This is a genomic window from Nitrosopumilus adriaticus, assembly GCF_000956175.1.
GTDB classification, from domain to species: domain Archaea; phylum Thermoproteota; class Nitrososphaeria; order Nitrososphaerales; family Nitrosopumilaceae; genus Nitrosopumilus; species Nitrosopumilus adriaticus.
The window spans coordinates 473,319-487,098 of the sequence record NZ_CP011070.1 but is presented as its reverse complement, the minus strand read 5'-3'; the positions used below and the strand labels follow the sequence as shown (position 1 = coordinate 487,098).

Below are 13,780 nucleotides of genomic sequence, written 5' to 3'. Positions count from 1 at the left end.
TTATTCTCCGTGATCAGCAGTAATTCTCGTCAGTTGCAGATTTTTGTCAACTGTGATTACGATTTGTTTTATTTCTCCCTGTTTTTCTACAACAAAAGCATATTGGCAATATCTTGGCATGTTTTCCACATTTCCCAAATTTTTAAACTCTGAATCAGGATAGTTATTCAAAAAGTTCTTGACTACAAGAAAGTCTGTTTTTCCTCTCAGCCATTCCTCTGTAACATCACAATCCAGAGGAAATAGACGCTCAAAAGATAGAATATTCATGTACAAGACAGCGCCAATTATCAATATGGAAAAAATTGTAACTGAAAGCCAAAATATTTTCCTAGTTTTCATGTTCTAATTCTCCAATAGATTGTGCTCGATCTTTAGTTTCTTGAGTCATACAAATACCAGAAAAATAAACTTCATTCTTATTACAACCGTACAATTCATGTTCTACCACATTATCCCAAGATAGACCAATATTCCACACATTATACTCAGTCAAATCTTCCCATTCCTCCACAACACTTGCGCATTGTGCATCCACAAAATCATTGGTCTCAGTTAGTTCATACCACAAATCAGAATCAGGTGCACTAAGCATTATCAAATCAAAGAGTTTTGCACATTTTTGGTTTCTCTCAGGATCCGTAGTTATCTCAAATTTGTAATGATGATTTACAAAATCTTCCCAGTAAACCTGATTCCAAGTAAAATCGTTATCTTCAGTTAGATATGCCCATTTATCTACAAATTGTGCACACCCTTGTTCAATAAATTCTTCATCATTGTTTAGGGCTGAAGAAAATAATGGTGGCTCTGCTGAACAATCAGAGGTATCACACCCATCAAAATTTTCTAAAAACTCATGTTTAATAGAATCAAATCTATCTGCACACCAAGAAAGTTTTATTGATGAAGGCCAGCTTAATGGTTCAGTGTTGTTGTTTTGGATTCTCTGCAACAGTTCATCTACATCTACAAATTCAAATGGAATGCACCTGTCAATACCAATACCAGAATTCGGAGGTGTAGGTATTTCTTCACAGTATGAAACAATAGAATCAATCCCATAATTTAGAGTACCAATATGTGAAGGAACTTCAAATTCGATGCATTGATCATTGTGTCTTATTTCACCAGGTCTACAATCAGTAGACATCATCATTCCAGTAAACAATTTAATTTCCTGATTATATACAAGAGAAGATGAAGTTATGGAAATTGCAAATATTACGATTCCAATTATTATCAAAAGTCTAGTTTTCATTTTCCAACTCAAAAACTAAATTTGTATAATATCCGTGTGTTGCATCTTCTCTGACGTTTTCCATAATACACAACATTGATTCATTTTCAATTATTTTGGCATTGTCTGGAAATATTACGTCTGTCTCAAATAATGAACCATATCTAATGTTGTAAATTCCATCTGAATCTGGAAGATATCCCATCTGTCCAGATTTCATGATCACAGTTCTCACGTCTGGTTTTATTGGAATTCCCGATGGATGTGCTGATTCTCCATTTACTCTTTGATCTCCACAAAACATCGGATATCCGTGTCCGTCTGCAGGAATTCCATATTTGTCCCTTGGAATTTTAGAGTCATCCCATGCATCATCTCCATTCTCATCAAAGAATCCCCATCCTTGTCGATGTGACTCTGGCAAAAAATCCCATGTTACTCCTCGATTGTCCCCATTATGCCTTATTGGCTGAAACTGCCAAAATGTTGCACTTCCTACCGCATTCTCAGATATTTCTGTAATTGTAATTGGAATCATTCCTCTTTTGTTAATTGAATCACCAATCTCCAACACTATGCGTGAGGTTGGGCCAGGAGAATATTGGTGAAATGTATTTTCTTTTGGAATATCTTCTACATAGTCTTGGTTGATTTCATCCCAAGTGCCATCAATTATTGCGGAATGTACTTTGTTTATCTGTGCCACTTGCATTGCAACATTTTTTGTATCAGGTGTTTCAGTTACCACTTCAAATGGACCATCACTGAGAATGTCTTTGGTGTTCATCACAACAAATGTCCCATTGATTGTAACAATTGGAGGAATTGTTTTTCTTACATTTACGATATCAAGATTGATGGAATCCTCAACCCCTCCAGATAAAAATGTGGGACTGGACTCGATGAATTTTTTTGCAGCATCCAATGACAAAATCTCTTGTCCATTTTCTAAGAGCCATCCCCTGTTTACCAACTCATCATGACTGTCTGCACTGACACATACGGGCATATCATCTCGTTGTCTTAGTGACAAAACATATCCCACAGTACGATCTTCTTTGCATTGTACATCTGAGAGTTCTGTACCTGAGGATATTTGTTTGATTGGTGGTTTGATATCTAGATTCTTACCAAAACAGGTGTAATCATCTCCATAGCTGAGATTCATAACATCTCCAAATGACTCACCATTGTCATTACTAAATGAATACAACAAACAGTTCTTGTCATTGTTTCCTTCTGTTACAAAATGAACATTGTTTCCATCTGATGCAAACTTTGGCATCCAGCCAATTCTCGTCTGAATATCTTTTAGGATGTCTACAGGCACTGAATATTCATTGTCAGTTTTTGATGCAAAATATACTGCTGCGTCATTATATGGTAGATTTTTTCCAGTTACTGCAATCTGATGCAGATTGTCACCTTCCAGTATTGTTGTAATGTATCCATGGTCTACTATCTTTTCATTTAGTGGTACTGTCATTACGGTAAAATCCTGACCGTTGTTGGTACTGTATGCAAGAAAGATCTTAAACTCTTGAGTCTCCCCATCCCAATATTCGGATTTCCATAATACATACACAGAGTCATCATAAGCAAACACAAAATCCCCCTCCGCACCCACAGTGTCAATTGACTTAGGATCTGAATCAAACGTGATTATCTCACCAAACGTATCTCCACCATCATGGCTTTTTGTAAAGACTTGGTACCATCTCTCAGTGATTCCCCAGTCTCCCTTTTCATATACTCTTTCTCTCCATGAGACATAGACGTTTTCGTCATACACTGCAAATTGTGGATGAGTTACACTAGTAGTGCCTCCATTGACATTTACAATATCAGACAGTTCTCCAGTAGGCAAAATTTTTCTAAGATACAATGAACCAATTTCATCAAAGTCATTTCGGTCATCAGACAAAATGTAAATTGTGTCATCATACACTTGTATCCTTATGTCTTGATCTGATTGTTCATGATTAAACAGAACTGTTGGTTCTGAAAATGTCTCACCATAGTCATCACTTGTTACAAATATGATGCTGCTTTGTCTTGCTTCTCTATTCCAATTACTTCCAAACACATAGAGGATATCATTTACTTGGTGTACTGATGCAGGACGGAAAATTGACTGGTTGTTCTCAGGAATTGACTTTGGTTCACTGAATGTTTTTCCATCATCATTGCTTTTTGCAAAAAACATCTGTTCATCACCATCTTCAGATACTCTGTCTTCCCATAGCAGATAGACATTATTTTCAAAAACATGAATTTGTGGATGTGGATAAAACGATGTTCCATTTGTTATATTGATTGGGACTTGTATTGTTTTTCCATCTGTGATCTTTGTAAAATAAACATCACCAAAATTTGGATGATTGCTATCCATCCAAACTACATATGCATCATCTTCAGTTACTGCAATGCTTGGATCATTACTGCCTCTTGATGTTTCTTCATTGTGGTATGCATCAGCAGATACCATACCAATTGTTGTAAATGCAATCAAAAATATAATTAAAAGTCTAGCCTTCATTTTCTATTTCTCCAAGACTGTTACTGTACCTGTAATCCAAGGTCCGGGAGTTCCATGATAATTAAAAATTCCAGTGTTGTTAAATGTCACAGACGATGACTCTCCAGGTCTCATCATTCCAGTTGACCATCTTTCATTGCCGCCCTTGTCACTGACAAGTGTGTGGACTGTATCATCATCGTTAATCCAAGTAATCGTATTATTCTTGCCTAAAACAACCGTAATTTCTTCTGGAATCAATGAGGCGCTTCCGTGAATAACTGCACCTAACGGAATTATGACATAAGATTGCTCTTCACTAAAATCCCACTTTGATATCGTTATGTTTTGATTTTCCATCCCACAATAGTATTCCTCCAAGGGCATCCTTTCATAACCTGAATCACCCACTACAAGATACCGTCCTTCCTTTTCACAGACAGGAAATGGTTCAAAATCTGTTTCATCCCAGAATTTTAAAACAGGGTAAAAGGAATCAAAGAAAGGGCAAGAGTACATAATTCTATCCTCGTACACCAGATCATCAAGTGTGTGTTCATTGCCAGTTTCTTGTTTTAGATAGTACACTTCTAGTGTTGGATGCGTGCATGGAATAGCATATCCTGTTTCAATTACAGTGAATGTAGGACGTTCTCCATAGTCCAAATTTCTAGTAAAGTCTTTGATCCTAATATTCAGAGAAGGAGTTGTCACAGGACCATCTTCTTCATATCTAATCTGGATGTACTCTTTTTTCTCATCAAAACTCAATTCTTCTGAATCAACAGCATCCATGATGTTATTGATACCCAAATCTCTTGCTTTTTTCATTATTCCTGGTTCGGATTCGGACCATTCATCAAGATAAATTCCGTCGTTGAAGAAAACAATTCGGATATCATCAGGATACTCAGATATCATTTTTTCAATTTCAGCATTAAAATGATCCTTTTCAACTATTACAATAATTTCTTGTGTGCGATGATCAAGGTTTACTCCAAAAGAGGATAAAGATTTTTGTTGATGTAATTGAGTGATTCTATCTCTAAGATCAAGCTCAACTGCTTCTAGTTTCTCTTTTCTTTCTGGTTCTATGTAGTATTTATCACCAAGTTTTGCAGATTTATCTTCTTTTTCCTCCATAGCGCCCACATGTTCGCCATAATCAGAATATCTATCAAGTACAGCAAATGTGACAAATGGAATTGTCGCCATCATAAGTATTCCAATAATTATCAAAAGTCTAGTTTTCATTATCCACAATCTCTGAACATTTAGCTAATCTGTTTTCTGTTATTTGTTTATGGTCTTCAAACCAATATTGTTGGCCACTATGATACCTTTCATACAATTCTTCACATGATGCATTTACTGCAAAAGATTCTTCAATATCACTACAATCAAGGGTTTTCTCTCTTGCAAATTCTCGGTTATCACTACTACGATATTCACCTTCTGTATTCCTTTGGATAATTTCATCACATGACATTTGTTGTAAATTTTCCATCTCGGTTACAATTCCTTTGTCCATTCCAAGTTCATTTGCTTGAGATTGTAATGACTCTTGTTCATTAATGCATTCATGCATTCTTGTGTTCCAAGCATCTGCAACCTCTTCGCTAGGAAACTCTGGAAAGATATGATTCAAATCATCACAATCCATTTTCAGAAACTCTTGTGCAGAAGGAATAGACGAGTTATCTCTAATTTTTTCTAGACAATCCAACATTTCCTGCCCACCCTTACCATATGTGAATCTGCAATCTTTTGCGGTTTTTGGTTCATTAATTACTGAAATTGCATAAACTATACCAGACGAAACAACAATTATCACAATTATAGATATGATGATGAGTCTAGTTTTCATCTCTAGAGACTGCCTCGTATCCTATATGACCCATGTTCAATCTGACCTCAACGAATGGATCATCCTCATATAGAGAAACAAGTTCTTTCATGGCATCTTCAAACTCTTTTTCAAGACTTTTCAAATCGTCAATCTTGTTCTCAAGTAGTGATTCTTTTTCGGATTCAAGATTTTCTCTAATCTCACCAATTTTTATGCTCAATTCCTCTTTTGACATGCCTGAGCGTTGGTTGTAATCAACAGTTGCATTCTTTTCATCAATCTTTGATGCAGTTAGGGCATCTTCATATTTTATGTCATATTCTTTTTTTAGTTTGATTTGATTCTCTTCAAACTCTTTTTTAATTTCCCATATTTGCTGATTGACTTTTTCTACTCTTTCAGATGCATCCTTGTTTTCTATACTGGCTGCCACATAATCATCTGCACTATGAGATTCTGCCAGTCCTTGCTCTATCCAATCTTTTGCAGTATCATCAAGGACACATGAATATTTTTCAGTTTCAAGATTAAATATTACAGTAAATCCGTCATTGCATTTTGTAAGTGGAGAGACGACCTCTTGATCAAATCTATTTTGCACATCACCTGTAATCTCACCCATTCCATGTCTTACCCACATCTCTGCAGTAGCTATACTTACACAGACATAATCATCTGCATGGAATCTGTATACTACTACATTTCCTTCTCTGCATTCAGTATCAGGGTTTGTTTTTCCAAGATCTTCCCACGATAAAGAGTCATTTGGATTTGCTTGAAGATATGCAGGGTTTGTCCTATAATCCTCATAGTATTTTCTTAGTTGCTCTCCAGTTATCTGCGAATCAATGAATTTCCCTTCTTCATCAAATAGAATTTGTTGTGAATAGTATGCCAAGTTATGATTAACATTAAACTGCGAATTTGTCTCTATTAGCTCAATACGTTTAGTTTCAGCTGCTACAAGATATGCTTGTAGAGCATCACGTCGAGAACCCCCGTCATCTAGTACTTTTTTGAATGCATCTCTTCCTGCCTCAACTTTTTGTTCCTTGAATTCAAACTGATCCCAAAAGACATCTTGTACTTGAGAGTCAGGAATCTTATCTACAAACCTGTCAAAGGCATTGTAAGAAGAATAGTAATCCCACAGTTTTTCCCAATCTGCAAGATCCTGATTTAGTATTTCAAGGGATTTGGATCTTTTAGCCTCCAGTTCTTTTTGTGCGGCTAGTTTTTCATAGTTTCTTTGTTCTAGTTCTTCAATCCATTTTTTTGTCTGTTCAATTTTTTTTAGAATGTCTTGTGCCAAGGGATTATTTTGAAGATCATCTGATAGAGTAGTCTGCTCGCTTGTTTCTTGGGCAAACACTGGACTCATGGCAAAAAATAGTGCAAAGACAACACTTGTTGCAACAACCCCCAAACCACGCATAAAATACCGAATGAATTTTTCTATATAACAGGTACTGATGATTTATCAGTGTATCAGAACTGGGCAAGATACGAATATCGTATTTTATGAAAAATTAGGCATTACTTTCATACATGAAAATCAGTTATGGAAAATATCTGCCCTCGTTATATTGAATTTTGTCGTTATTTTTACCATGAAGAAATACAGTATTGCAACATTCTTTCTGTTAGCAATTTTGGTTCTATCCCTGCCTACTGGCTTTGCTTTTGCAAGCGAAGATGACGATAGATACGATGATGACAAGTATGATGACGATAGATACGATGATGACAAGTATGATGACGATAGATACGATGATGACAAGTATGATGACGATAGATACGATGATGACAAGTATGATGACGATAGATACGATGATGACAAGTATGATGACGATAGATACGATGATGACAAGTATGATGACGATAGATACGATGATGACAAGTATGATGACGATAGATACGATGATGATGAAAAAACAGAACTAACTAGTCTTAGAGAAGAAAATCAAAAACTACGTGAAGAAATTAAATCATTGCAAGAACAACTGGCAGACATGCAGCAAGTCCTAATGGAGCAAATCAAAGTAATTATGGAAACTTTGGCAACCATAAAGTCTCAATAACTTCTTTTTTATTTTTTTGAACCCTTGTATTCAAGATTATTCTATATACAGCATGTGATGCTTGTGAATCCAGAATTTCCGTTATTGAAAACCAATTATGGAAATAGTCTTTCCTGTTTTATTCTTTAATGGTGTAATGATAACTGTGTGTTGATATGGTGAAACAAGATATTTTTTCAATGAAAAGATCCAAAAACATAGGCGGTTTTGTAATCGCAGTATCTGTATTGTTCGTCCTATCTCTCTGTGTTGGGTCTGCACCAGCATCAGCACATACTTCAGTTAATGTAGAGAATATCAAAATTGATGTAGGGTGGGGAATCGAACCTCCTGTTGTAGGAATTAGAAATGATTTTGTCTTTAAAATAGTTGAAGTGGGCGAGACTGAAGGGACGTACAAGGGAATTACTAGTGCTTTCAAAAATATAGATGCAACTGCAATGTATGGAGGGGCTACCAAAAAAATCGATATCAATTCAGATCCTAGACCAGGATATTATTATTCACCTGTAATTCCGACAAAAACAGGCTCAATAATCATGGATATCAAAGGAGAGATTAACGGAATAAACATAGACGTGCAGATTCCCATTGAAGATGTAGAATCTACTGCAATACTTGATTTTCCACAACAAAATGCTCAAACATCCAGTTCCGAAGTTTTGGCTTTAAAAAATGCAATCGCCTCACTCCAAAAAAAAGTATCTTCAATGAGTTCAGAATCCACGAGTGTTTCGCATGATGAAGGAAGTTATGATTTGCTAATTTTCAGTTTATCTTTGGGGGCAGCAGGTGTTATTTTGGCAATTATATCTATGGTTAAAAAACTAAAACATGTTGATTTAGTGAATTAGTCATAGGTAAATTTTGATACAAGAACTTTAGTTTCCATTATTAACTAATATGCAATCTAGAAAAAAATGCAGAAGCGGTTGGAAATATTACCTTGTATCTAGAGGCAGACAACGAAAACTAGGACATGCGTCGAGGATGACAAACAGTCATTATTTCCTATTTGGAGTAGTTGCTTCTGCATTAATTGGATTTTGGGAAAATACTATTTAGATAATACTTAACATTGTTAATGAGACAATTCTTCTTTTGAGCGTTTCTTGTTTCTTGATTTAGTTCTTAGGCGCACTCCACAACATGGGCATCTCAGATTTTCTGTTTCCACAAAAACAGAACACATCGTACATCTTTTGTAGCCTAATTGGTATCGCAATGAAGTTGGGACCGGTGTCAACATCAAGGTTTCACATATCCCTTTACAACAAAAAGTCATACCTAGCAAAATCTCCTTCTTCCTATCTGAGATTTTTCCAGCCTCCACCAATCCTCATTTCTTTTATCCAAATTATCATCTTCCATATCTACTTTTTTTTTCATACTTGGAATTGGCATAATTTCTAATAAAACTGGATTAACATTGTTAAGTACTTCCTATATACTTCAAATTAATTACAGATTAGAAATGAGATTGTTTGAAAAAGATACCGATGTATCATTCATGGGAAATTCAAAACACATAAAACAAATTTTTCTGAATATCGATGAGGAAGAATTTGTCTGATAATCACAATAACATCCTAAGCTCAATGGATTTGTTCATTGAGAAAATTCAGCAACTTAAGGGATTGATGTTGGGCGTCTCATTTTCGGCATTAATTTTAGCACCACTTGCAATTGGGATATCTCTATACTTGCTTACACACCCAAAATTCCTTCAATTGATAGAAAATGAAGGGGATTTTGCAATATTATTGACAGTTTTGCTGACTGCCGTATTAGTCACTTCTGGGATTTGGCTGGTTGCAGGCATACAGCAGTTTAGATCATTAAATTCTTGGAATAAGCGGTATTGCAATTATCTGAAAAAACGAGAGAATTTGGATAAAGACATTGCTTCAAAATATCAACTAGACAAAGAAGAGTAATTATTCAATATCCATCGAAGGGGATTTCCCACTTCTTGGAAATAGATTTTCAAAGGGTTCCAATATATCATGACAGAAATCCATTCCTCTCGGAGTTACTTTGAAGATGGTGATTGTTCTTTTCCCATCTACAGTTTCTACTCTTTGTATCATTTCATTTTGTTCTAAATTATCTAAGATTTGTTTGTGTTTTGTGATGTTTAATCCGCAAAAACTAAACAATGCAGTTTGGTTTAGTTGGCCATACTCAGAAAGTGTCAGAATGATGTCTTTAACGATATAGATTCGGTCACGATATTTTTTGGAATCAACCAATGCTTCCGTTGATGGAACTACTCCTTTAACTATTATGGAAATATCAAGTAGATTAACAATGTTAAGCAACTCCTTATAACATCAAATACTCTATTTCATTATGAAGTCAAAGATTCCATTCAGTAAAAGTACTGTTAAAAATATTTTAAAAAGAGAGATGAGTTTTTCTAACACATGTAAAATTTGTAATATGGAGTTTACAAATCCTGAAAGAACAAAAAGACACATGGTAAAAGCGCATTCGAAACCTAAACGTGAAAAAAATTTAAATTAAAAAGGATGAATATGAAAAAAATCCAATCACTACTGCATCTGACAAATTAAACTCAATTTTGGAGATATGCTAAATGAAGGATAGTCCTAGTATCGTATTTGTTTTGATAATGTGTAAACATGAATCAATGGATGGTGTGATGAATCAATTAAATGAGATTGATGTTGTAAAAGAATCCACTTTGATAGACGGTCCATGGAGAATTATTGTAAAATTACAAGCTGCTAGTTTGGATCATTTGCGTGATGCTGTACAATGGAAACTAAGAAAGATGGAGGGAATAGAATCCACTTTATCACTAGTGGAATACATGAAATAAAAATGCAGTGATGGGCATGAAAGGAAATGTTGAAAATTTTATAAATCAAAAAGGAGTGCTATACACATTATGAGAACTTGTATTGTATGTGGAAGAAAATTTGAACATTGGTGTGATGATGTTTGTTCTATAGAATGTTCAAATGAATTAGAGCATTGAAAGTACTGGAAAACAGAATGGAAAAAAGACAATTTCACAGAATCTATTCAGGCACATAAAGTGAAATGATGATGGATTCTGAATTAAAGCAGTCAATAGAAAAAGCACTCAACACGTCAATTCAGGCGTATAATGAGATAAAACCATCAGAAAAAGCAGTAAAGAAATTTGTGAGGCAGTTTGGAAATGTTGAAAATCCATACAATTTCATCCATGGGTATTTCATGGGAGATCTGCAAGGAATTGCTTTTGCCACTGCTCATTGTCAGTTGGGAAGAAACATGGATGACAAAGAAAGAGAAGATGTTGCTAAAATCATAAAAAGCAAAGCAGTCATAGTTGAGGAGATTATCAAGGAAATAAGGGATACTTGCAAAGGATTCCATTAAATGAAATAAAAATACATTATTAATGCGTGAGAAATAATCACAATACTTGTCAGATGAGCAAAAAAAGAAAACAGAAACAATGTCATTCAGATTGGATGGCAGTGTTCTAGATAAGATAAGAGCAGAATCTGAATCTCAAGGAGTCAGTCTTAATGTGTTGGCAAACAAAATTTTTTCAAGATATGTAGACTGGGACATGTTTGAGCCCAAGGTTGGCATGATTCCAGTTGCAAAACCCATAGTCAGTGCATTGTTTGAAAAACTATCAGAAGAAGAGACAGTTGAATTGGCACGACAGATTGGCCAGAGCATAGTATCAGATATTTCCACGTTTATGAAAGGAACCATGGATATTGACTCTTTTGTATCGTGGTTTGTTACGAGAATGAAGATATCAGATTTTGAGATGAACCACACAATCAATGGATCAAAGCACAGCTACATAATAAAACACGATTTAGGATATAATTGGTCATTGTATCACAAAACTGTATTGGAGCTAATTTTTAACAACGTGTTGGAAAAAAAGATAGATTTTCAAATCAAAGACATGATGATGGAATTGTCTTTTGAAAAATAATTATTTTATTTTTACAGCTCCAGTCATCCAAGGATGAAGCATGCAATAATATTCATACAAACCTGCATCATCAAATTTTTGTTCAAATGTATCACCAGGCATCATCATTCCAGAGTCAAATAGATCATCATTGCTTGTAATGGTATGTACAGAGACGTCTTTGTTAGTCCACGTCACAGTATCACCAACATTTGCCTGATTGAATTTCGGATAATATGATTTGTTTGAGGATGGAACTGCAGAACCAGTTTCCACATCACAGAGATTTGTTTCAACTATCTGAGATTCATCAATTTCAGTAGATGCTGGAGCATGTTGGGAATGCCCAGATGAACTAGCAGATGTTTTTGTAATCTCGCCATTTGGATCTGGTTGCTGTAAATTAATTGTAATCTGTTTTTGCCATTCCCACATGTCTATAGATTTTGTTCTTGCAATTTCTACACCATCAACTGCATCAGAGGAAGCTTCACGTACATCAAAGTAAGCCATTGTTCCTTTTTCTTCTGGAACACCATGCAAGTGGAAAAGATACCTTCCTGGGTCTTTCCATGTTGCCTCGAAGATAGCTGCATTTCCTGGACTTACTTCCCATGTTTGGGTTCGTATGGGTTTATTCTCCCAAATTCCAGATATTATTGTATCAAAGATTGTTCCATGAATGTGAAATCCAAAAGCAGCAATTGCTCCCATGTCAACGTAATACAATCTTACTTTTTCTCCAGTCTTAACAGGTAATGGATAATTCCAATATTGATCAGCATATCCATTAAAGAAAACATAATCTGGAGTCCAAGTCTCTTGATCTTCTAAATCATATTCTCCTTTTACTAGTACATATTCTCGTGCAGGTTCCAATCCTTCTTTAGGATCAACTATGAATGCACCGTACAAACCATTTCGAATATGCTCAGAGACGGGCATCACATGGCAGTGATACATGAATAGTCCTGCAGGCTCTGCAATGAAATCATAGACATATGATTCACCGGGAAGAACTTCTTGGAATACGCCATCATTTTTTTCATTGTGATCTCCATGAAAATGCATTGTGTGTGGGAGTTTCCCATTATTGATAAAATTGATAATTACACGATCACCCTCAGTTGCCCTTAACGTAGGACCAGGAATGGTTCCATTGTATGTCCAGGCTTCAACTCTGGTTCCAGGAGCAATCTCAAGTGTTGTATCTTCAGCAATTACAGTATAGGTGATTGTTTTTGGGGGATTGTGAACAGAATTATCTTCTGCAAATGACTGTAAAGGTAATTCTGCATCAAAGAAAAAAATGCCAAGTGTTACTCCAAGGGAGACAACTCCGATGAGCATTACAATGGTTCTGTCCACGAAAAACATGAATTTGTTTTGCTATTAACTAGGAAGTTTATTCTGCAAACAGTTGCAAACAGTTGCATACAGTGATCTTATCTAGTAAGAATTTTTTTAAGATATCTTGGCACCAAGATGTAAAGGATACTGCATTGACTTTGTGACAAAAAGATTTGAAGGAGGTTTAAAGTATCAGAACGGATTAAAATGGTGCACCACATGTTCTCGTTTCATTCAGACAAAACTGATTCGTTGTTCCTGCTGTAACACGAAATTGCGTGTTAGAGCCAAAAACAGAGTTTATCAAAAGAGAATAATCAAATATAATTAGATTCCAATCCGATGATTGTTGATAGAGCGATAATATACCAATTCATAATACTTTTTTTGTTTTTGAAAATTATAGTATTTCATTTTTTCTCAGTTATTTTACTTCCCATGACAAGAATAGCTATTATCAGTGCAACAAATGCAATCTGAAATACTTCAGTCAAGATTCCGTTATCACTGATTCGTCCCCCTCTACCAGTAATGAAATTATCAGGAATTCTGGTAATTACCCATATCGCTATGAATACAAGAGTTCCGCCCAGACCAACACCATACCATACATTTCCCCATTTTCTGATCATTGGCACAACCCAGAAGATTTGTACAACTCCACCTACAACAAATAGTATCTGCATGTTCTGATTGTTTGATGGAATACCCAAGACAACATGAATTATTCCTGCAATTGCAGTAGTTGCAGCTGCGGCATAAAACAAAATATTTAGATTATTCATTGTAC

General features: G+C 35.3%; 15 protein-coding genes. 6 read left to right on the top strand and 9 right to left on the bottom strand.

Annotation, left to right across the window (positions count from 1 at the left end; genetic code table 11):
- The 6 genes from NADRNF5_RS02850 to NADRNF5_RS02830 are packed head-to-tail and all read right to left on the bottom strand — an operon-like array spanning window position 1 to window position 7,042.
- Window positions 1-342: a hypothetical protein gene (locus NADRNF5_RS02850; protein WP_048115538.1), complete on the bottom strand. Its 342-nt coding sequence runs from the start codon at window positions 340-342 to the stop codon at window positions 1-3.
- On the bottom strand, window positions 332-1,261 hold the full coding sequence (locus NADRNF5_RS02845) for a hypothetical protein (RefSeq protein ID WP_048115535.1): 930 nt from the start codon (window positions 1,259-1,261) through the stop codon (window positions 332-334). Before NADRNF5_RS02845 ends, NADRNF5_RS02850 begins: the two co-directional genes overlap by 11 nt.
- Entirely contained in the window at window positions 1,251-3,779 is a 2,529-nt protein-coding gene (locus NADRNF5_RS10655; RefSeq protein ID WP_052661863.1) for a sialidase family protein, read from the bottom strand. The genes NADRNF5_RS02845 and NADRNF5_RS10655 overlap by 11 nt, the downstream gene beginning before the upstream one ends.
- Window positions 3,780-3,782: 3 nt before the next feature.
- Window positions 3,783-5,012 carry a cupredoxin domain-containing protein gene (locus tag NADRNF5_RS10650; RefSeq protein WP_052661862.1) on the bottom strand — a complete coding sequence of 410 codons (1,230 nt, stop codon included), beginning with the start codon at window positions 5,010-5,012 and terminating at the stop codon, window positions 3,783-3,785.
- Entirely contained in the window at window positions 5,002-5,625 is a 624-nt protein-coding gene (locus tag NADRNF5_RS02835; RefSeq protein ID WP_048115532.1) for a hypothetical protein, read from the bottom strand. Before NADRNF5_RS02835 ends, NADRNF5_RS10650 begins: the two co-directional genes overlap by 11 nt.
- On the bottom strand, window positions 5,615-7,042 hold the full coding sequence (locus tag NADRNF5_RS02830) for an HMG-box domain-containing protein (RefSeq protein ID WP_048115530.1): 1,428 nt from the start codon (window positions 7,040-7,042) through the stop codon (window positions 5,615-5,617). The genes NADRNF5_RS02835 and NADRNF5_RS02830 overlap by 11 nt, the downstream gene beginning before the upstream one ends.
- Window positions 7,043-7,217: 175 nt before the next feature.
- Between NADRNF5_RS02830 and NADRNF5_RS02825 the strand changes: the two genes are divergently transcribed.
- The 3 genes from NADRNF5_RS02825 (at window position 7,218) to NADRNF5_RS02815 (ending at window position 9,625) form a co-directional block, all read left to right on the top strand.
- Window positions 7,218-7,688, top strand: coding sequence for a hypothetical protein (locus NADRNF5_RS02825; protein ID WP_192828351.1), 471 nt, complete (start codon window positions 7,218-7,220; stop codon window positions 7,686-7,688).
- Window positions 7,689-7,867: 179 nt separating this feature from the next.
- Window positions 7,868-8,542 carry a hypothetical protein gene (locus NADRNF5_RS02820; RefSeq protein WP_048118875.1) on the top strand — a complete coding sequence of 225 codons (675 nt, stop codon included), beginning with the start codon at window positions 7,868-7,870 and terminating at the stop codon, window positions 8,540-8,542.
- 744 nt (window positions 8,543-9,286) lie between these two features.
- The gene (locus tag NADRNF5_RS02815) at window positions 9,287-9,625 is read left to right on the top strand and encodes a hypothetical protein (protein WP_048118872.1); all 339 of its coding nucleotides are present in this window, start codon (window positions 9,287-9,289) and stop codon (window positions 9,623-9,625) included.
- Here the strand turns inward: NADRNF5_RS02815 and NADRNF5_RS02810 are convergent, their stop codons facing one another.
- Window positions 9,626-10,009 carry a hypothetical protein gene (locus NADRNF5_RS02810; RefSeq protein WP_237089321.1) on the bottom strand — a complete coding sequence of 128 codons (384 nt, stop codon included), beginning with the start codon at window positions 10,007-10,009 and terminating at the stop codon, window positions 9,626-9,628.
- A gap of 278 nt (window positions 10,010-10,287) precedes the next feature.
- Between NADRNF5_RS02810 and NADRNF5_RS02805 the strand changes: the two genes are divergently transcribed.
- The 3 genes from NADRNF5_RS02805 (at window position 10,288) to NADRNF5_RS02795 (ending at window position 11,661) form a co-directional block, all read left to right on the top strand.
- Complete coding sequence (locus NADRNF5_RS02805; protein ID WP_048115528.1) at window positions 10,288-10,533, top strand: Lrp/AsnC ligand binding domain-containing protein; 246 nt, start codon at window positions 10,288-10,290, stop codon at window positions 10,531-10,533.
- A gap of 230 nt (window positions 10,534-10,763) precedes the next feature.
- Complete coding sequence (locus NADRNF5_RS02800; RefSeq protein WP_048115525.1) at window positions 10,764-11,081, top strand: hypothetical protein; 318 nt, start codon at window positions 10,764-10,766, stop codon at window positions 11,079-11,081.
- A 46-nt stretch (window positions 11,082-11,127) separates the two neighbouring features.
- Window positions 11,128-11,661, top strand: coding sequence for a hypothetical protein (locus NADRNF5_RS02795; protein ID WP_048115522.1), 534 nt, complete (start codon window positions 11,128-11,130; stop codon window positions 11,659-11,661).
- On the opposite strand, the gene NADRNF5_RS02790 is transcribed toward NADRNF5_RS02795, so the two are convergent.
- Window positions 11,662-13,008 (bottom strand): multicopper oxidase domain-containing protein, encoded by a 1,347-nt coding sequence (locus NADRNF5_RS02790; protein WP_048115519.1) that lies wholly within the window; start codon window positions 13,006-13,008, stop codon window positions 11,662-11,664.
- Between the two features lie 392 nt (window positions 13,009-13,400).
- A complete protein-coding gene (locus tag NADRNF5_RS02785) occupies window positions 13,401-13,775 on the bottom strand; it encodes a hypothetical protein (RefSeq protein ID WP_048115516.1) in 375 nt (124 codons plus the stop codon).
- Window positions 13,776-13,780 lie beyond the last annotated feature (5 nt).